Source organism: Nitrosomonas sp. GH22, assembly GCF_009833115.1.
GTDB classification, from domain to species: Bacteria; Pseudomonadota; Gammaproteobacteria; order Burkholderiales; family Nitrosomonadaceae; genus Nitrosomonas; species Nitrosomonas eutropha.
The window spans coordinates 179,990-198,757 of record NZ_QRCA01000010.1 but is presented as its reverse complement, the minus strand read 5'-3'; the positions used below and the strand labels follow the sequence as shown (position 1 = coordinate 198,757).

The 18,768-nt window shown below is 49.7% G+C and carries 15 protein-coding genes and 1 pseudogene; 10 read left to right on the top strand and 6 right to left on the bottom strand.

Going from position 1 to position 18,768, the window contains the following annotated elements; translation table 11 throughout:
• A pseudogene (locus ABF86_RS04500) lies at nucleotides 1–193 on the top strand (IS5/IS1182 family transposase); the annotation flags it as partial.
• Nucleotides 194–201: 8 nt separating this feature from the next.
• Here the strand turns inward: ABF86_RS04500 and ubiB are convergent.
• From ubiB to ABF86_RS04485, 3 genes are all read right to left on the bottom strand, one after another.
• Nucleotides 202–1,716, bottom strand: coding sequence for a ubiquinone biosynthesis regulatory protein kinase UbiB (ubiB, locus tag ABF86_RS04495; RefSeq protein ID WP_074455597.1), 1,515 nt, complete (start codon nucleotides 1,714–1,716; stop codon nucleotides 202–204).
• An 89-nt stretch (nucleotides 1,717–1,805) separates the two neighbouring features.
• A complete protein-coding gene (locus ABF86_RS04490; RefSeq protein ID WP_074684501.1) occupies nucleotides 1,806–2,438 on the bottom strand; it encodes a hypothetical protein in 633 nt (210 codons plus the stop codon).
• Nucleotides 2,439–2,526: 88 nt separating this feature from the next.
• Nucleotides 2,527–2,958, bottom strand: coding sequence for a hypothetical protein (locus tag ABF86_RS04485; RefSeq protein WP_074455595.1), 432 nt, complete (start codon nucleotides 2,956–2,958; stop codon nucleotides 2,527–2,529).
• A gap of 225 nt (nucleotides 2,959–3,183) precedes the next feature.
• On the opposite strand from ABF86_RS04485, the gene cheA reads away from it, so the two are divergent.
• The 8 genes from cheA (at nucleotide 3,184) to ABF86_RS04445 (ending at nucleotide 14,218) form a co-directional block, all read left to right on the top strand.
• Nucleotides 3,184–5,322, top strand: a complete 2,139-nt coding sequence (gene cheA, locus ABF86_RS04480) for a chemotaxis protein CheA (protein ID WP_074684502.1) — start codon at nucleotides 3,184–3,186, stop codon at nucleotides 5,320–5,322.
• 71 nt (nucleotides 5,323–5,393) lie between these two features.
• Complete coding sequence (locus ABF86_RS04475; protein WP_074455593.1) at nucleotides 5,394–5,915, top strand: chemotaxis protein CheW; 522 nt, start codon at nucleotides 5,394–5,396, stop codon at nucleotides 5,913–5,915.
• A gap of 86 nt (nucleotides 5,916–6,001) precedes the next feature.
• Entirely contained in the window at nucleotides 6,002–8,257 is a 2,256-nt protein-coding gene (locus tag ABF86_RS04470; protein WP_160803470.1) for a methyl-accepting chemotaxis protein, read from the top strand.
• A gap of 214 nt (nucleotides 8,258–8,471) precedes the next feature.
• Entirely contained in the window at nucleotides 8,472–10,817 is a 2,346-nt protein-coding gene (locus ABF86_RS13075) for a methyl-accepting chemotaxis protein (protein WP_074684504.1), read from the top strand.
• Between the two features lie 187 nt (nucleotides 10,818–11,004).
• The gene (locus ABF86_RS04460) at nucleotides 11,005–11,880 is read left to right on the top strand and encodes a CheR family methyltransferase (protein ID WP_074684505.1); all 876 of its coding nucleotides are present in this window, start codon (nucleotides 11,005–11,007) and stop codon (nucleotides 11,878–11,880) included.
• Between the two features lie 79 nt (nucleotides 11,881–11,959).
• Nucleotides 11,960–12,544 carry a chemoreceptor glutamine deamidase CheD gene (cheD, locus tag ABF86_RS04455; RefSeq protein WP_011634247.1) on the top strand — a complete coding sequence of 195 codons (585 nt, stop codon included), beginning with the start codon at nucleotides 11,960–11,962 and terminating at the stop codon, nucleotides 12,542–12,544.
• A gap of 30 nt (nucleotides 12,545–12,574) precedes the next feature.
• Nucleotides 12,575–13,642, top strand: a complete 1,068-nt coding sequence (locus ABF86_RS04450; RefSeq protein WP_074684506.1) for a chemotaxis response regulator protein-glutamate methylesterase — start codon at nucleotides 12,575–12,577, stop codon at nucleotides 13,640–13,642.
• A gap of 165 nt (nucleotides 13,643–13,807) precedes the next feature.
• A complete protein-coding gene (locus ABF86_RS04445) occupies nucleotides 13,808–14,218 on the top strand; it encodes an MAPEG family protein (protein ID WP_074684507.1) in 411 nt (136 codons plus the stop codon).
• Between the two features lie 190 nt (nucleotides 14,219–14,408).
• Here ABF86_RS04445 and ABF86_RS04440 read toward each other — a convergent pair whose 3' ends face one another.
• Complete coding sequence (locus tag ABF86_RS04440) at nucleotides 14,409–15,929, bottom strand: FAD-dependent oxidoreductase (RefSeq protein WP_074684508.1); 1,521 nt, start codon at nucleotides 15,927–15,929, stop codon at nucleotides 14,409–14,411.
• Between the two features lie 261 nt (nucleotides 15,930–16,190).
• Between ABF86_RS04440 and ABF86_RS04435 the strand changes: the two genes are divergently transcribed.
• Nucleotides 16,191–17,195, top strand: coding sequence for a class 1 fructose-bisphosphatase (locus ABF86_RS04435; RefSeq protein WP_011634251.1), 1,005 nt, complete (start codon nucleotides 16,191–16,193; stop codon nucleotides 17,193–17,195).
• Nucleotides 17,196–17,232: 37 nt separating this feature from the next.
• Here the strand turns inward: ABF86_RS04435 and ABF86_RS04430 are convergent, their stop codons facing one another.
• Nucleotides 17,233–18,192: a glutathione S-transferase family protein gene (locus tag ABF86_RS04430; protein ID WP_074684509.1), complete on the bottom strand. Its 960-nt coding sequence runs from the start codon at nucleotides 18,190–18,192 to the stop codon at nucleotides 17,233–17,235.
• 3 nt (nucleotides 18,193–18,195) lie between these two features.
• Nucleotides 18,196–18,654: a DoxX family protein gene (locus tag ABF86_RS04425; RefSeq protein ID WP_074455589.1), complete on the bottom strand. Its 459-nt coding sequence runs from the start codon at nucleotides 18,652–18,654 to the stop codon at nucleotides 18,196–18,198.
• Nucleotides 18,655–18,768 lie beyond the last annotated feature (114 nt).

The window sequence follows — 18,768 nt, the reverse complement described above, 5'->3', positions numbered from 1 at the left end:
TGCTGAGCGAGACTGTCGCGGTTCAGATCGCCAGGCGCAGTGAGTTGCATACCTTCGCCGTTATCCCCAAGCGTTGGGTGGTGCCTGGCTGGATAAGAATCGGCGGCTGTGGAAAAACTGTGAGCGTAAACTCAATACCAGCTTACAGTTTATTCACTTGGCATTTCTGGTAGTCCTGCTAAAAAGAGTTTGAATAGGTTATTAGAGATATACCCGGGCAAGTAGTAATCCAGCCAGCAGCACTGCAACCAGTGTCAGTATCAGGCTTTGACGTTTTTGCTGCGCGACCAGTTCGGCCAGTCTGTCTTCCAGATTTCGGGCACGTTGCTGATCAAGGTTGTAGTGCATCAGGCGGGGAAACTGCGGTAGCATCACCGCCCAGTTGGTTGCTTCCTTCTGCAGGTGAGTAATAAGTCCGCGCAGCCCGATTTGCTCGGCCATCCAGTTTTCCAGGAATGGCTTGGCAGTTTTCCAGAGATCAAGATCCGGATCCAGATCACGTCCCAGACCTTCAATATTAAGCAGTGTTTTCTGAAGCAGAACCAGTTGTGGCTGAATTTCCACGTTGAACTGACGGGAAGCCTGAAATAGGCGCAGCAGGACACGTCCAAAGTAGATTTCCTTCAAAGGTCGATCAAAAATCGGTTCACACACGGCCCGGATAGCGGCTTCGAAATCATCTACGCGCGTATTTCTCGGCGCCCAGCCGGCCTCGATGTGCGTCTCTGCCACGCGGCGATAGTCCCGGCGAAAGAAAGCCAGGAAGTTTTGCGCCAGATAATTTTTATCCTGTTCACTCAGCGTACCCATAATGCCAAAATCCACGGCGATATAGCGGCCATCGCTCCCGACAAAGATATTGCCGGGATGCATATCAGCATGGAAATAACCATCCCTGAACACCTGGGTAAAAAAGATCTCCACTCCCATGCGGGCAAGTTGTGGAACATCGATTCCCTGTGTACGTAATATCTCTACACGGCTGATGGGAGTACCAATCATCCGCTCCATCACCATGACTTCTGGATGACAGTAATCCCAATACACTTCTGGCACCTGTAGCAAGGGGGAATTGAGGAAATTACGCCGTAACTGGCTACAGTTAGCGGCTTCCCGGATAAGATCAAGTTCATCGTCCAGATGTCGGGCAAACTCCGCCACTACCTCGCGCAATTTTAGTCGCTTGCCATCCGGCCAGATGGATTCAAGCAGCCATGCACCGGTTTCCATCAACGCCACATCATGTGCAATGACAGGGGCGATGGTTGGTCGCAAGATCTTGACAGCCGCTTGTGTGCCATCCTGCAGTACGGCAAAGTGCACCTGGGCAACTGATGCGCTGGCAACTGGCTTGATATCAAATTCGAGAAAGACCTCATTTACCGGCTTTCTATAGACGGTTTCCAGTATTTTTACCGCCTGTTCTGAAGGAAAAGGCGGCACCCGATCCTGGAGAAAAGCCAGTTCATCGGCAAAATCCTGAGCAAGCAAATCCCTGCGGGTGGATAGCATCTGCCCAAACTTGATGGAAATGGGCCCCAGTGCTTCCAGTGCCAGGCGCAATCTGACTGCGCGTGGCTGTTTGAGTTGAGTGCGAAACGGCAATAGCTGTGAAAATACCTTGAGTGCGCGCAGGTGAATCTGCTCGAGTAGGATTTCATCTAGCCCGAAGCGATAAGCAATCAGGATAATTTTAAATAGACGGAAAAAGCGCATGAAGTGATTGGTGGTTCAATAAAGTTACCAGCAAGCAGGGCCGGTGGTATCTGCACGGATTGCAGAGGCGAGTTGTGAGCGGCTTCCGATCATTGGTCGGTCCGGGACGAATTTTCTACAGCCTGTAAGAGCGGTGAAATCAGCGTATCAATTCGTTCTTCAAGTTGCGCAACCCGTTGTTGCAGTAATGCAACCTCGGAGCCGGTCTGGCAAAATCGTGAGTGGCTTGCCGTTATCGGCCGTTCCTCAGTAATGAATTCTCCCAGCGCCCGCGACAGATTACGAATGCTTCCCAGCTGCCAGCGTACCAGTTCCTGTCCGGTCAAAGTCACGCGGCGGGCAAACACATCTCCAATGGCAGAGCTCAGATTTTCCTCAATTTCAGCCTGAAAAATCTTGCCCATGTACAGCAAAATATTTGCCAGCGCCGGATCGCCACAGACAGTAATCTTACGGAACGCATCAATATCACCGGAAGCAAGGCGGGGCGTAAGTTCGACTGGTACGTTGAGGATCACTTTGGCGTGCCCATCTTCGGTTGCCATCCTGAAATGACCATCCTGTGTAATCGTAACATACAGACAAATCAGGGATCCGATACGGAAACATACAGTTTCATTTACATGAGATTGTAATTGCTGCCGTACCTGGTTCGATTTATCAGCCAGGCGATTCAGGCAGATAATCAGGGGGGTGGTCAGTATCGAAGATTGTGTGATCATTACCGGGAACAGGTTGTCAACATGCTAACTGCCCGCGCAAGGTGGGCTCGCATGTCACCGCATGCTCAGGAACGCATCCGGCGATTCGTCAATTACCCAGATTATAGCGTGATTCCGTAGGTGAGCAGTCGGTTGCATGATTATTACCCAACCGGTTGACGATGACCTCGGACAGGGAGAGCTGATCTTGCAGGGCAAGTTCGGAAAGAATCTCCCATGCATGATGCGTCACACTGATGGTTTTATGCGGCTCTGTATATCTCTGTCTTTTTTCTTTGTGATCTTTGTGCATGCTGATCACTTTCCTAATTTCCATCCACTGGGCTTCATTCAACCATTTCTGACACCACGTATTGAAATGGATCGGATCAGCCCTGGCTGCAAGGTATTCCTGTTTTGCTGCGCTGTGCTGAGGTTTTGTTGTGCCGAACCACTCAGAATCTTTACTTAACTGACTGTCAATAAAAGTAGTGGCTACTTTTCTGTCTTGTTGTCGGATTATGTAGGGGTAATCTGCCATTTTTACTTTTGATTATCTTGTTGCGTGAATTTCAGAAATATGAGTAATGCTTTACAGATGAGGATATTACAAGGGAATAAAGCCTGATTCAATGCTGTTGTTGTATGCAATTGCTGCTTATCAATCTGCAGAACAGGTGGAAATGAAAGCAGTTTATACGTTTGTTCAAAACTACTGGCTTGTTTTGCTGCGGTAAGCTGTTGCAAATTTCAGACAGGAGTCCTCATGAGTACTGATCTCGAACAGTTTTATCAGATATTTTTTGAAGAAGCGGGTGAGTTGCTGGCAGAGATGGAAACACGTCTGCTTAAACTGGATATTTTGTCGCCCGATCCGGAAGATTTGAACGCGATATTTCGTGTGGCGCATTCCATCAAGGGCGGAGCGGGAACATTCGGGTTTACCGATATGACAGAACTTACGCATGTGCTTGAATCGCTACTCGACAAATTGCGTAAGGATGAACTCAAGTTACGCGCTGAAATGGTGGATACCTTTCTGCGTGCTGGGGATGTATTAAAAAATCAACTGGATGGGCACCGGGGCACTGGTTCCGCCGATCCGGCAGAAGTGGATGCCGTCAACCGCAAACTGAAAGAGTTAGTAGCAGATACGGTTGGCAATAGCGCAACGTCCACACCCGAATCGGTAGAGGAATCAGCCCCCCATACAGTGAACACTTCCGAACAGGCCCCAGTGTCTACTGAATCAGCATCCGTTGCAGAAAATGTCACCACTTACCGGATTGAATTTGGTTGTGCTGATCTTGGCAAGTCAGTAATGGAGAAGCTGTTAATTGATCTGGCGCGGCAGGGGCAGCTGAAAAACCTGAGCGATCCGGATAACGAAGCAATATGCATATTGCAGCTTGCCACGACTGACAGTGAGGAAGATGTCTGGGAGGCACTGGCGTTTCTGGTTGATCCCGCCAATTTATCTATCAAAATAGATGAAAGTGCATTACCTGCTGCAGATATTCCCGGAGCAACACTGGAATGCCGACAGGAGCAGCAGCAGACGGTTGAGACTATATCAGAACAACAAGATATGCAGCTTAGTGAAGCTGTATCCTCTCCAACTGCTGCTAATTCAGCCACTCAGAAAACCCAACTGCCTGCCAAAAAAGCAGTAGCCCCACCGCAACATAAGCCATCCGCTGATCACGCTGTATCCGCTAGCGGTGAATCTTCTTCCATCCGCGTTGGTGTTGAGAAAGTGGATCAAATGATCAATCTGGTGGGAGAGTTGGTTATCACCCAGGCCATGCTGGCGCAAACTGCGAGCCAGATCGATCCGGTTATTTTTGAAAAACTGCTCAATGGCTTGAATCAGCTCGAACGAAATACCCGTGATCTGCAGGAGGCCGTCATGTCGATTCGCATGATGCCCATCAGTTTTGTATTCAGTCGTTTTCCCCGGGTGGTAAGAGATGTAGCCTCCAAGCTTGGCAAGCAGGTCGATCTCAAAACCTTGGGTGAAGGCACCGAGCTGGATAAAGGATTGATTGAAAAAATCACTGATCCGTTGACCCATCTGATCCGTAACAGCCTGGATCACGGCATCGAAACACCAGAAAAAAGAAAAGCGCTGGGTAAACCTGCTCACGGCACGATCACACTGCGTGCATCGCACCAGGGTGGCAGTGTTGTTATAGAGGTGATGGATGATGGCGCAGGGCTTAACCGGGAAAAAATTCTGGATAAGGCTCGCAGCCGGGGGCTGGCGATCAGTGAGAACATGACCGATCAGGATGTCTGGATGCTGATTTTTGAAGCTGGTTTTTCCACGGCGGAAGTTGTGACGGATGTTTCCGGTCGGGGTGTGGGTATGGATGTCGTCAAACGCAATATCGAGGGGCTTGGTGGCCGGGTTGAAATTGACTCGATAACCGGGCAAAGAACGAAGATTTCAATTCGTTTGCCGCTGACGCTCGCTATCCTGGACGGATTGTCGGTATCGGTAGGGGATCAGCTGTTTATTATCCCGCTGACCTATATCACCGAATCACTCAAACCGGCTGCAGAAGATATTCGCACCATACGAGGCCAGGGTCGGGTGGTGGAGGTGCGCGGCGAGTACCTGCCGGTGATTGCTCTGCATGAAATTTTTGGCCTGGAACCGGAAGTTCATGAGATCCATGAAGGCATTCTGGTCATCCTTGATGCTGAAGGAAACAAGGCCGCCATGTTTGTCGATACGCTGGTTGGGCAACACCAGGTGGTGATCAAAAGTCTGGAAAGCAATTATCGTCGCGTACAGGGCGTTTCAGGCGCAACCATCATGGGTGATGGTAGTGTCGCTCTGATACTGGATGCTGTGGGGCTGGTCAATGTCACGAAGCAGAGAATGATCCATGCAGCGTAATAAATTGATCAAACCTCTGTGGGAGAAGCCGTTAGAGCCGATACCTATTGCACATTACTGAGGAGCAAACCATGTTGTTGACACAAGCCACGGCTACTGCCACTGCTGCAGGCGAATCACCTGACTCGATCCGGGATCTTTCATGCAGTGAATTTCTGATATTCCGGCTGGGAAAAGAGGAATACGGTATCGAGATTCTGAAAGTCCAGGAAATTCGCGGGTATGACGCCATTACCCGTATCGCCAACGCACCCGAATTTATCAAGGGCGTTATCAATCTGCGCGGCGTGATCGTACCGATCGTTGATATGCGCATCAAATTTAATTTGGGTGCAGCCCATTATGACCAGTTCACTGTGGTGATTATCCTGAATTTGTCCGGGCGAATTATCGGCATCGTGGTGGATGGCGTATCCGATGTGATCAACCTGGATACAGAGAATTTGCGCCCTACCCCAGAATTCGGCGGAGTAATCGATACCGAATACATCATCGGACTTGGCACTATGGAAGAGCGCATGTTGATTCTGGTGGATATCGAAAAATTAATGAGCAGTTCGGAAATGGGTCTGCTGGAACCGGCAGGCAAATAGCTTTGTGAATAGTCGCGGGTATTAGTGGCTATGGCGATGAGCACAGTATTTTAAAAGTTAAGTTACTTTATTTATCGGGAGCAAAAATGTTGCAGAACATGACGATTAAATCACGGCTTATTTTTGTGATTGGCCTGCTGTCTCTGTTGCTGATCAGTGTGGGGGCAGTTGGGCTGTATGGCTTAAATCAATCCAAAGCACAGCTGGAAACGATTTATCAGGACCGGGTGGTGGTGCTTGGTCATTTTTCAGAAATCCTGGACAAACTGCAACAAGTACGTATGCATGCGTTACTGGCTGGCAACTCGCGTGATACTGCTGTTGCCAGGCAACGAGCAGGACAGGTGATTGAAGAAGATTCCGGCATCAGTGATCTCTGGCAAAAATTCAGCCAGACCTATCTGATTCCGGAAGAACAATCGCTGGCCAATCGCTTCACCGAGCAATGGAGGGCTTATCAGGCTGCACGCAATCAGACGCTTAATCATGCTGTTAATGGTAATTTTGATGCGGCAATGGAGACTACCCTTCAGGACGCCGGCCCCAAATATGAATCAGTGCACGATACACTGATGCAGTTAATCGAGCTGCAGGAAAATGTCACCGCACAGGAGTATGAACAGCTGCAGGCGAATTCTTCCAAAATGATTATGACCATGTTCCTGCTGGCGGCACTGGGAATCCTGTTAGCCGGCGTAATCGGTTTTGTACTGATTCGTACTATCAGCCGCTCAATCGATCAGGCCGTGCAAGTAGCAGATGGTATTGCCAACGGTCATCTGGATCAGCATATCGAAGTGACCGGCCATGATGAAATTTCCGTGTTGCTGAAATCGATGCGCAAGATGGTGGAAGTACTGAATAGCTTTGTAGCTGCTCAGCAAAAAATGCAACAACAGCATGAAGCTGGTGCAATTAGCTACCGGATTCCTGCCGGTAAATTTCCAGGCAGCTACGGTGAAATCGCCAGTGCAGTCAATGATCTGGCGGCAGCACATATTGCCGTCAAGATGCGAGTGGTGGAAGTTGTTTCACATTACGCGCAGGGTGATCTGTCAGTAGATATGGATCGATTACCTGGTGAAAAAGCAAAAGTGACTGAAGCAGTAGACAAGGTCAAAAACAGCCTGCAGTCGGTCAATACCGAAATCAGGAATCTGGTGGAAGGTGCGGTAGCAGGTGATTTCTCCCGTCGTGGCAATGCAGATAAGTATCAATATGAGTTCCAGAGCATGGTGAACAATCTGAACCGGTTGATGCAGACTTGTGAAACCAGCCTGGAGGACGTTATCCGCATTATGGATGCCCTGGCAGATGGTGATCTGACCCAGAAAATTACCCGTGAATACCAGGGTATGTTCGCTCGCATGAAGGATGATTCGAATGTCACCGTGGGACAGTTGGCAAGCATCGTCAGGCAGATCAAGGAAGCCGCTGGGCTGATCACCACCGCTTCGAAAGAGATTGCTGACGGCAACACGGATCTTTCGCAGCGTACTGAAGAGCAGGCCGCCAATCTGGAAGAAACTGCCGCCAGCATGGAAGAGTTGACCTCAACCGTCAGGCAGAATGCGGACAATGCTCGCCAGGCTAACCAGCTCGCCGCTTCTGCATCTGATGTGGCAATGAAGGGAGGCAAAGTTGTCGGTGAAGTGGTGCAGACCATGAGTGCGATTAACGATAGTTCCAAGAAGATTGTCGACATTATTAGCGTGATTGACGGCATTGCTTTTCAGACTAATATTCTGGCGCTGAATGCAGCGGTGGAAGCCGCCCGTGCCGGCGAACAGGGACGCGGATTTGCGGTAGTCGCGACCGAAGTGCGCACACTGGCACAGCGCTCAGCAGCGGCTGCCAGGGAAATCAAGGATCTGATCAGTAATTCGGTGCACAAGGTTGAGGATGGTACCCAACTGGTGGATCAGGCTGGTAAAACAATGGAAGAAGTGGTGCTGTCAGTTAAGCGTGTAACTGACATCATGGGTGAAATCTCGGCTGCCTCTCAGGAACAGAGCCAGGGGATCGAACAGGTGAATCAGGCGATTACGCAGATGGATGAAATCACCCAGCAAAATGCCGCACTGGTAGAACAGGCGGCAGCGGCTTCCGAATCGATGCGTGAGCAGGCAGAGCAATTGTCACGTGCTGTGGCTGTATTCAAACTGGAACAGGGATTTTCATCCAGTCATGCAGGTAATGCCCCATTGACTGAGCGACGCAGCCCGAACCGGGCAACTAACGTTGAGCGGTTACCACAAGCCAAAAATCAGCGAAAAACGGCTGCTGCAAGTCCTGCCGCCCCAGCTCCAACCGGCACGGATGGTGATTGGGAAGAGTTTTGAAATGGAGAACAAAACACCTGTCTTTGCGAATGTCCCTGCCTCGTCATTGCGACTGCAAGCGCAGTGAAGCAGGAAGCAATTCAGAAGCAAGGTGTTAAGGGCACTGGGTTGCTACGGCCCAGAGGGCCTCACAATGACGATCCTCCATGCAATGGCAGGGGTGATGGATCTGTAATGCCGCATGGATAAAACAAACTTTTAAGGAAGCATGATCATGAGAGTCAATCTGCCGGTTACCAACGTGGAACATGAAATGCGGGATGGTGAATTCCTTGTTTCCAGGACTACACCCAAAGGGGTGATTACCTATATCAATGAACCGTTCGTCAGGATGAGCGGCTTTACTGAGCAGGAGCTGATTGGGCAGGCGCACAATATTATTCGCCATCCGGATATGCCGCCGGAGGCGTTTGTCGATTTCTGGGACATGCTCAAACAGGGCAGGCCATGGAGTGGTATGGTCAAGAACCGGAATCAAGATGGCGGTTATTACTGGGTCTTTGCCAACGCCACGCCTGTCAAAGAGCATGGCAAGGTGACCGGCCATATGTCGGTACGCAGTAAGCCCTCACGTGATCAGATTCAGGCCGCCGAGACAGTGTATCGTCAAATGCGTGAAGGCACAGCAAAAGTACGGATTGTTGCTGGAAAAGTCATTGCCGATACTCCCCTGGGATGGCTACGTGAAAAATTTCGCCATCTCAGCCTGAAGACCCGGATTATCGGAGCCGGTATCGTGCCACTGCTAGTGATGGCAGGATCGGCCTGGTTGATGATGCAAGATCAATTCAGTCTGGCTTTTGCCGGAATGGGGCTGAGCGCCTGCCTGGCGGTCGGGATGGGGATGTGGTTGTATCACTGCATTCGCCAGCCGCTGGATACCATGATTCATCATCTGGAAAAGATGGCGCAGGGGGATTACACCACCCAAATCACGATTGAGCGGGATGATGAAATCGGGAAGCTGACTGAAGCGCTTAAATCCATGCAAATTCGTGCAGGAATCGATTTCACCGAAACCAAGCGGATGAATGTTGAAAATTTGCGCGTACGTAATGCGCTGGATATTGCTACTTCTGCAATCATGATTGCCAATAACAGTGGGATGATCATTTTCATGAACCGGATGGTGCGGGAAATCCTTGCCAAAGAGGAGGATGAAGCGGAAGTGCGCAAATCCCTGCAAAGCCGATTGAAAGCTCTGGCCAGTCAGCAGCAGATTGATAACGTCAGGATCGGAGAGCGGACGTATTCACTGGTATTGATGCCAGTTACCAGTGAATCCGGAGAACGAGTGGGTTCAGTAGTTGAGTGGCGTGATCGTACTCAGGAGTTAACGATTGAAAGGGAGATTATGGATATCGTTCAGGCAGGTGTGGCAGGGGATTTCAGCAAACGCCTGACCTTGATCGGCAAGGAGGGATTCTTCAGGCAACTGGCCGAAGGTATCAACCGGCTGATGGAAAGTACCTCCCAGGGATTGGATGAATTGGCATCTATACTGGAAGCCATGGCGGAAGGCGATTTGACCCAGAAAATTACCCGTGATTATCAGGGAATGCTGGGCAGATTGAAGGATGATTCGAATTCAACCGTCACTCAACTGACCGGCATTGTCGCCCAGATCAAGGAGGCGGTCGGTCTGATTGGCACCGCATCGAAAGAAATTGCCGATGGCAACACGGATCTTTCGCAGCGAACCGAGCAACAAGCCGCCAATCTGGAGAAGACAGCCGCCAGCATGGATGAATTGACTTCAACCGTGAAGCAGAATGCGAGCAATGCACACCAGGCCAACCAGCTTGCTGCCTCTGCTTCCAGTGTGGCGGTGAAGGGAGGACAGGTTGTCAGTGAAGTGGTGCAGACCATGAGCGAGATCAACGACAGTTCGAAGAAGATTGTTGACATCATCAGTGTGATCGATGGTATCGCTTTCCAGACCAATATTCTGGCGCTGAATGCAGCGGTGGAAGCCGCTCGTGCTGGCGAGCAGGGACGGGGGTTTGCGGTAGTTGCGACTGAAGTGCGCACGCTGGCGCAACGTTCAGCGGCTGCAGCCAAGGAAATCAAGGAGCTGATCAATAACTCGGTACTTAAGGTAGAAGATGGTACTCAGCAGGTGGATCAGGCTGGCAAGACGATGGAAGAAATCGTGCAATCGGTCAAACACGTGACTGACATCATGGGCGAGATTTCAGCCGCTTCTCAGGAGCAGAGTCAGGGTATCGAACAAGTGAATCAGGCAATTTCACAGATGGATGAAATCACGCAACAGAATGCGGCGCTGGTGGAACAGGCGGCGGCAGCTTCCGAATCGATGCGTGAGCAGGCGGAACAGTTATCGCGCGCTGTGGCTGTATTCAAACTAGAACAGAGCTCTTTATCCAGTCAGGCAAGTAATCAGCCATTCGTTGAACGACGTGGCCCTAACCGTGCAACCAACGTTGAGCGGCTATCTCGGATCAAAAAACCTCAGGCCGGAAACCAGAAAAAAGTGGCTGCCCAGGGCCATATTGCATCGATACCCACCGGCACGGGCGGGGAATGGGAAGAGTTCTGAAATAGAACACAACGCCCGTCTTGGCGAATATGAAGGTGAGGAAGCAATCTCCCTCCCGCTGTCTTTGCGAGGCGAATGGCTGAAACAATCTAGTAGCAAGGGGATAAGGGCACTGGAACACTACTGGCCGCATTGTATTCGCAGTCGCGATGACAAAATCACTTCGCAATGATAAGGGAAGAAAGAAATGATGCATGAACACAAAGCACCGTCTTTGCGAGCGCCGCAGCCCAGTGAACATAATTCACGCGAATATGCATTCTCTGCACGCGATTTCGAATGTATAAAGAAAATGATTTATGCGCGTGCTGGCATTGCGCTGGCCGAGAATCGTCAGGAGATGGTCTATACCCGTTTGTCGCGACGTTTGCGTGCAACCGGCCTGAAAAACTTCAGTGATTACCTGGAACAACTGGAAAGAGACAGCGAGGACGTGGAATGGGAATCCTTCGTTAATGCGCTGACAACCAATCTGACTGCTTTTTTTCGGGAAACACATCATTTTCCAATATTGGCTGAGCATGTCAAAACGCGGCAACCCGGACAGACCGTAAAGCTCTGGTGCAGTGCAGCTTCCACTGGGGAGGAGGCTTATTCGATGGCCATGACGATGGTGGAAACCTTTGGTTCCCTGAAGCCCCCCGTGCGTATCCTCGCCACCGATATTGATACCGAGGTGCTGGCTGCCGCACGTGAAGGTGTTTATTCTCTGGACAGACTGGAATCCATGTCACCTGAAAGAATCAGGCGGTTCTTTCTCAAAGGCAAGAACCATACTTCTGGATATGCCCGGGTCAGGCAGGAATTGCGCGACATGATTACTTTCAGACAGCTCAATCTGCTGGATGCCAGGTGGCCCATGCGCGGGCCATTCAATGCAATTTTCTGTCGTAATGTCATGATTTATTTCGACAAGCCGACGCAATACCAGATTTTGCAGAAATTTGTGCCTTTACTGAATCGTGATGGATTGCTGTTCATGGGCCATTCGGAGGTATTTCAACACGCTTCTGATCTGATCAAACTCATTGATAGAACTGTCTACAAGCCGGTTATCAAATAACAACAGAGCGGAGCTAGGGGTATGCATATCTTTGCAGCAAAAACAGATCCGATGAATTGCCACGCAACCCTATCCTGCCATGGTTGATCCTCAGTTTGCTTCAAATTTCTATTTTGATCAGCGTTTAAATATTGATGCGGTCAAGCTGTTACCCGGGGAGTACTTTGTAACCACCCGAGAGATGGTGTTGAGTACAGTACTGGGTTCCTGTGTTTCTGCTTGTATCTATGACCAGCAGAGCAGGATAGGTGGCATGAATCATTTTATGCTGCCAAGCAGTGAAAATAGCAGCGGATTCCCAATTGAATGTGCACGTTTTGGCGGTTATGCAATGGGTATCCTGATTCGGGAATTGCTTAAGAATGGTGCGCGCAAACAAAATCTGGTTGCCAAGGTATTTGGGGGTGGCAATGTTCAACCGGCCATGGTTACTTCGGCGATTGGCTCACAAAATGCCAGATTTGTAAAAAAATATCTGGCCGAGTACGAGATTCCCATTCTGGCGGGAGATCTGGAGGGGTTTTATCCACGCAAACTGCATTTTTTTCCCAAAAGTGGCCGGGTATTACTAAAGAAACTGCACGTATCGCATAACGATACCATTGCCAAGCGTGAGAAACATTACAGCCGGTTACTGCTATCCACAGTAAAACCGGGAATATAGACGAATTCTCCTGAATATTGAGGGGTACCCATGAAAAAAATCAGTGTGCTTGTTATCGATGATTCTGCCTTGATTCGTAAATTACTGGCCGAGATCATCAATAGCCAATCGGATATGGAAGTAATCGGGGCAGCACCGGATCCACTGGTAGCGCGTGAAATGATCCGGACATTGAATCCGGATGTGCTGACATTGGATGTGGAAATGCCCAAAATGGACGGGCTGGAATTTCTGGAAAAACTGATGCGGTTGCGGCCCATGCCGGTAGTGATGGTTTCTACGTTGACCGAATGTGGCTCGGAAACGACTTTCCGCGCACTTGAACTAGGCGCAATCGATTTTGTTGCCAAGCCCAAAATGGATATTCGCCATGGCCTCGAAGCTTATGGTAGCGAGATTGCCAGCAAAATTCGCATTGCCAGCACAGCACGTATCCGTCGCCTGGAGCCTGGCGCTGCTGCGAGTGGTAGAGCTTTACAGATTCCGCGCCATCATAGTATCTCAACCGAAAAGCTGATTATTATCGGTGCATCTACGGGCGGTACCGAAGCCATCAAGGATGTGCTGATTCATTTTCCGCCGGATTGTCCAGGTATTCTGATTGCCCAGCACATGCCGGAAGGATTTACCCGTTCTTTCGCTGAACGGCTGGATCGGCTCTGCAGAATCCGGGTAACGGAATCCGAAGGAGGGGAGCGTGTTTTACCGGGCCATGCCTATATTGCGCCGGGCCATTCTCATCTCCTGCTGAAAAAGAGTGGAGCCAATTATATTACCGAGCTGAGTCAGGCAGATCCGGTCAACCGCCATCGCCCATCCGTGGATGTACTGTTTCAGTCTGCTGCACAGTGCGCTGGGAAGAATGCGGTTGGTGTGATTCTGACAGGCATGGGCAAGGATGGTGCAGTAGGGATGCTGGCAATGCATCATGCAGGTGCCTATAACCTGGCACAGGATGAAGCCAGTTGCGTGGTGTTCGGTATGCCCCGGGAAGCAATTGCTGTTGGTGCGGCTGATGAAGTGGTGCCCTTGCAGGATATGGCCTCACACATCCTGGCAAAACTGACTGGTACAGTCAGGCAAGCTGTTCGTATCTGATGTTATTCAAGGTGTTTAGCTAAAAGAAAGTTTTTTATCTGTTTATACTAGCTCACCGAAACGTACATACAAGATAATCAATGGTAAGCCAATTATACTGCGCTCCGGCCCCTTACTAACGAGCGTTAGGCCACTTCTTACAACACGCCGAAACTGGGACCATACATGCTTCAAACCCTGATAGCCCCCATGGCAGCACACGTCGCACTCGCAGCCACCCTCTACTTTCTTCTTACTATTGCGCGGGCTCCGGTCGTATGGGGAATCGGCCGTGGTGCTGATGGCAGCAACCCTTGGGCAGCCTTGGAGCCTCGTATCAGCGCCAATTTGTCCAGCCAGTTTGAGTGGCCTGTTTTCTTTCATGTTGCTTGCTTGATATTTTTTCAAATACAGCCGGACCTTATTGCTGTTGTACTTGCATGGATCTTTGTTGGTGGCAGAGTGCTACACAGTGCTGTCCAAATCTTCACCCGCAATATTCGGCTCAGAGGCATCGTATTTACGGTCAACTTCATTGCCGTTCTCGGCCTCTGGCTCGTTGCCGTTCTGACTGTTGGCAACGGGTCGGTGATCTAACAACTCATTCCAGCCATGATGATCAGCGTAGTATTCCTTATACTTATTTTCAATAAATTCAGTGAACCCTTGCTCCAGTGACCAGTGGGAAAAATGCATCCCCATGACTACCAGCTGAGTAGTGAGCAGAAAAGACAGAAATAATTTAACTCTGACTAACATGGAATGGTACAGTGGCCGAAGTATCTGGCTATGCGTTTGCTGCTGCAAATTCCAGAACCTGTTTATCACGCCCGATACCGGCAACGGCAATGGTTACTCCATTTTTCTGATAACGCACCAGACAGTCACGAGCGGCTATATCACCGTCGATTTCAATCGCATCCCATGATTGGGCATGGCCAGCGTAATTGATAGTCAGGTCGTAATGTACGCTCCAGAAAAATGGCACGTCCTGAAATTTTTTGTTGGCACCCAGTAGATTTTCAGCCGTCACTTGTCCTTGTCGTTCTGCCACCACCCAATGTTCGATACGTAACGCCTGACCGCTTGCTTTATCGCGCCAGCGGGCCACATCACCTGCGGCATAAATTCCCGGCACGTTGGTTTGCAGATACTCGTCCACCAGGATACCTTTGTCAACGTTGAGGCCGGCTGATTCAGCTAGTGTGGTACGTGGTCGCACACCCACACCAAGAATAACGAGATCGGCAGTCAGCTTGTCGCCATTACTTAATGCCACTGATTCAGGTTCAATGGTCGTCAGAGATGTTTCCGTGTGAAATGTCACACCGTGTGCTTCATGCAGGCTGCGGATGAAATTACCCAGCTCGGAACCCAGTACATTTTGCAGCGGACTCTGATCGCGTGACACGACATGCACGGCGAGCCCGCGTGCGCGCAAAGCGGCGGCCACTTCCAGACCAATGAATCCTGAGCCAAGTACTACGACTGTCCTGGCGTTTTTTGCATATTCAATGATGCGACGGCTATCGGAAAAAGAACGCAGGGTAAATACATGTGCGCCGTCCTGACCGGGAATGGGTAGCCGGATGGGCTCCGCTCCGGTGGCCAGGACAAGACGATCGAATGAAATACTGCGATCATCTTTTGTAGTTATCTGATGGTTGGCGGTATCAATATGTTGCACTACGGTACCGAGTTGCAGATCAATGTGATTGTCTTTATAGAAGCCATCAGGTCGCAAAGGCATCCATTCTTCAGGCGCCGTACCGGCCAAATAATCTTTGGACAAATTAGGACGGTCACAAGGTGCATCGGTATCCTCACTTAGTATAGTGAGGTGCCCCTGATAGCCGCGTCGTCGCAACATTTCAGCACAGGCAAATCCTGCTGCACCACCTCCCACAATGACAATGTTTTTAGGTTGATCAGCTGCTGCAATTATCGGTTCGGGTTGTGGTGCAGGAGAGATTATATTACGAACAAAAATACGCTCCCCATCGCGCTCGACTTTCCAGCAAGGCAGTGGATCAAAAGCAGGTGCACCGAGTGCCTCGCCGCTACGCAGTGAAAAACAAGCGTGATGCCAAGGGCAACGTATTGTTGCACCGACAACCAGACCTTCTTCCAAAGGGCCACCGTAATGCGTGCAATGGGCGCCAATTGCCATGATTTCATTACCAGTACGTACCAGTATTATGGATTCATCTCCGACCTGACCGCGCAATAGCTGTTGATCACCAAAATCAGCCAAGGTAATCCCTTGGGTCAGATCGAATCCCATGTTTTCTGTTGTATCTGAAGACATCACAAGCCTCCTTTTAAAAGTGTGGATGTAAAACAACTCAGACAAGTATGGCACATGAGATCTAACAGGTAAAAAGGCGGATCGGAAAAAATCGAAGAGTAGGGCTGAATATTACTGGTAATTTAGGATTCCAGATCCCAGATCTTTACTGGTAGACAGTAATTTTAAAGAACGAGGATTGGTAACCATTTTTTCACACACTCGTCCATGTTGCCAAACCAGTATAATTAATGCTTTTTTAATTGCTCAAGAGGAATTCCGATGCATACCGGTACTACCCTTACCCAATTTATCATTGAAGATCAGCGCCACATTGCGGGTGCAAGCGGTGATTTCACCGCGCTACTGAACGATATCGTGACCGCCATCAAGACCATTTCCAACGCGGTAAACAAAGGTGCACTGATTGGTGTCATGGGGGCGCTGGATACGGAAAATGTCCAGGGTGAAACACAAAAGAAGCTGGATGTGATCACCAACGAAATTATGATTCGCCATAATGAATGGGCCGGTCATCTGGCAGGTATGGCTTCGGAAGAAATGGATGATGTTTATTTGATCCCGAACCGGTATCCACTTGGCAAGTATCTGCTGGTATTCGATCCGTTGGATGGCTCTAGCAACGTTGATATCAATATTTCGGTTGGGACCATTTTCTCGATTCTGCGCGCACCGGTACCCGGACAGGCTGCCAGTATGGAAGATTTTTTACAGCCTGGCACCAAGCAAGTCTGTGCCGGCTATGCCTTGTATGGTTCTTCCACCATGCTGGTGCTGACTACGGGTCATGGTGTCAACGGCTTTACACTGGATCGCGATATCGGTGAATTTGTACTGACCCATCCAGGCATGAAGATTCCTGCTGACACCAGGGAATTTGCTATTAACGCATCTAATCAGCGCTTCTGGGAGGAACCGGTGCAGCGGTACGTATCAGAATGCCTGGCAGGCAGTACTGGCCCGCGCAATCGTGATTTTAATATGCGTTGGGTGGCTTCGATGGTGGCGGAAGTGCATCGTATTCTTACCCGTGGTGGCATTTTTATGTATCCGCGCGACACCAAGGATCCAAGCAAACCTGGCCGATTACGCCTGATGTATGAAGCCAGCCCAATGAGTTTTATCGTTGAGCAGGCAGGTGGTTTGTCTACAACCGGCTACGAACGCATTCTGGATATCTCGCCAGAGAATTTGCACCAGCGCGTGCCCGTGATTCTGGGATCAAAGAACGAAGTTGAGGTGGTGCTGGGATATCACAAAGCCTGACAATACCTGATCGCCCGGGGGAAGCCTATATCTCGTCTTATCCCCGGTTGTGCGGCCGGGTATAATCGATCTCCGGCCCTTTCGGGACGATCCGGGTTGGATTGATCATCGAGTGACTGTAATAGTAGTGAGTTTTGATATGCTCGAAATTTGTGGTACTGGCGATACCTGGCATTTGGTATAACGCACGCAGGTAGTTGGATAAATTCGGATAATCCTCGATTCGCTGTTTGTTGAGTTTAAAATGGCTGTAATACACGCTGTCAAAGCGGATAAGGGTAGTGAATAGCCGCCAGTCGGCTTCGGTCAGCTGATCACCCGCGAGGTAGCGACATTTACTTAGTATGTTATCAATTTTATCCAGTCTGGCGAAAACCTGGTTGTAAGCCTTTTCATAAGCTGACTGCTCGGTGGCAAAACCGGCTCTGTAAACACCATTGTTGAAATCCCGGTACACCACTTCATTAATTGCATCAATTTCATTGCGTAACACCTCAGGATAAAAATCCAGATCATTGCCAGTTATTGCATCAAATGCGCTATTGAACATGCGGATGATTTCAGACGATTCATTGCTGACGATCATGTTGCGTTGCTTGTCCCATAATACCGGTACAGTAACCCGGCCAGTGTAATCCGGTTTGACGTGAATATAGAGCTGGTACAGATATTGAATATTTGCTATGGGATTGTCCTGGGAGACTTCACTGAATGTCCACCCATGTTTCAGCATCTTGGGGTCAACAACGGTAACGCCGATATGTTTTTCCAGATCTTTCAGGAGACGAAAAATCAGGGTGCGGTGCGCCCACGGGCAGGCCAACGATACGAATAAATGATAGCGTCCTGATTCAGCAGCAAAACCACCGTCTCCGGATAGGCCGGGTTGTCCATCTGCCGTGACCCAGTTGCGATATTGAGCATGCTCGCGCACAAATTCTCCATTTTCAGAGGTGTACCACTGGTCATGCCATGTGCCATCAATTAAAAGTCCCACTAATTATTTCTCCGGTTTGTTAGGAAACATTGCTTGCAGAGTGTGATCAAGTGAATACTTGCCTGCACCGTGCAGCAGGATACAAATGCTTATTACCATTAAGATAAGGGAGTATTCGTAGCCACTGTTTGTGATGAAGAAACCGTTTGTCCAATGTACAACAACCATCGCAACCAGCATGATCAGTGCGGTTCCCAACGCTGCCGGGCGAGTCAGCATACCCAGCAACAGTGCCAAGCCTCCAAAAAACTCGCCCGAACCTGCCAGCAATGCCATCAAATAACCCGGGCTGAGGCCGATTGAATCCATCCATTGGCCCGTGGCTTCCAGACCGGAACCACCAAACCAGCCAAACAGTTTCTGCACACCGTGTGCCATAAACGTTCCGCCCGTTGTTACACGCAGCAGCAGTATTGCCAAATCAGTTTTATCATGTGTTTTCAAGATGGCTGAAATCTTCATTTGCGATCTCCTGTTAGTTGTCTTGCTGTTAACTACTTCGATGCATTGCGATGGGCCTTTTGCCATGTGCTGGGAGTATTGTTATCGGGGCTGAGATTTAGCGCAGTGATTTGT

Coding starts and splice junctions, on each gene's coding strand:
- ubiB (WP_074455597.1), bottom strand. CDS start 1,716: ATGCGCTTTTTCCGTCTATTTAAAATTATCCTGATTGCTTATCGCTTC.
- ABF86_RS04490 (WP_074684501.1), bottom strand. CDS start 2,438: ATGATCACACAATCTTCGATACTGACCACCCCCCTGATTATCTGCCTG.
- ABF86_RS04485 (WP_074455595.1), bottom strand. CDS start 2,958: ATGGCAGATTACCCCTACATAATCCGACAACAAGACAGAAAAGTAGCC.
- cheA (WP_074684502.1), top strand. CDS start 3,184: ATGAGTACTGATCTCGAACAGTTTTATCAGATATTTTTTGAAGAAGCG.
- ABF86_RS04475 (WP_074455593.1), top strand. CDS start 5,394: ATGTTGTTGACACAAGCCACGGCTACTGCCACTGCTGCAGGCGAATCA.
- ABF86_RS04470 (WP_160803470.1), top strand. CDS start 6,002: ATGTTGCAGAACATGACGATTAAATCACGGCTTATTTTTGTGATTGGC.
- ABF86_RS13075 (WP_074684504.1), top strand. CDS start 8,472: ATGAGAGTCAATCTGCCGGTTACCAACGTGGAACATGAAATGCGGGAT.
- ABF86_RS04460 (WP_074684505.1), top strand. CDS start 11,005: ATGATGCATGAACACAAAGCACCGTCTTTGCGAGCGCCGCAGCCCAGT.
- cheD (WP_011634247.1), top strand. CDS start 11,960: ATGGTTGATCCTCAGTTTGCTTCAAATTTCTATTTTGATCAGCGTTTA.
- ABF86_RS04450 (WP_074684506.1), top strand. CDS start 12,575: ATGAAAAAAATCAGTGTGCTTGTTATCGATGATTCTGCCTTGATTCGT.
- ABF86_RS04445 (WP_074684507.1), top strand. CDS start 13,808: ATGCTTCAAACCCTGATAGCCCCCATGGCAGCACACGTCGCACTCGCA.
- ABF86_RS04440 (WP_074684508.1), bottom strand. CDS start 15,929: ATGTCTTCAGATACAACAGAAAACATGGGATTCGATCTGACCCAAGGG.
- ABF86_RS04435 (WP_011634251.1), top strand. CDS start 16,191: ATGCATACCGGTACTACCCTTACCCAATTTATCATTGAAGATCAGCGC.
- ABF86_RS04425 (WP_074455589.1), bottom strand. CDS start 18,654: ATGAAGATTTCAGCCATCTTGAAAACACATGATAAAACTGATTTGGCA.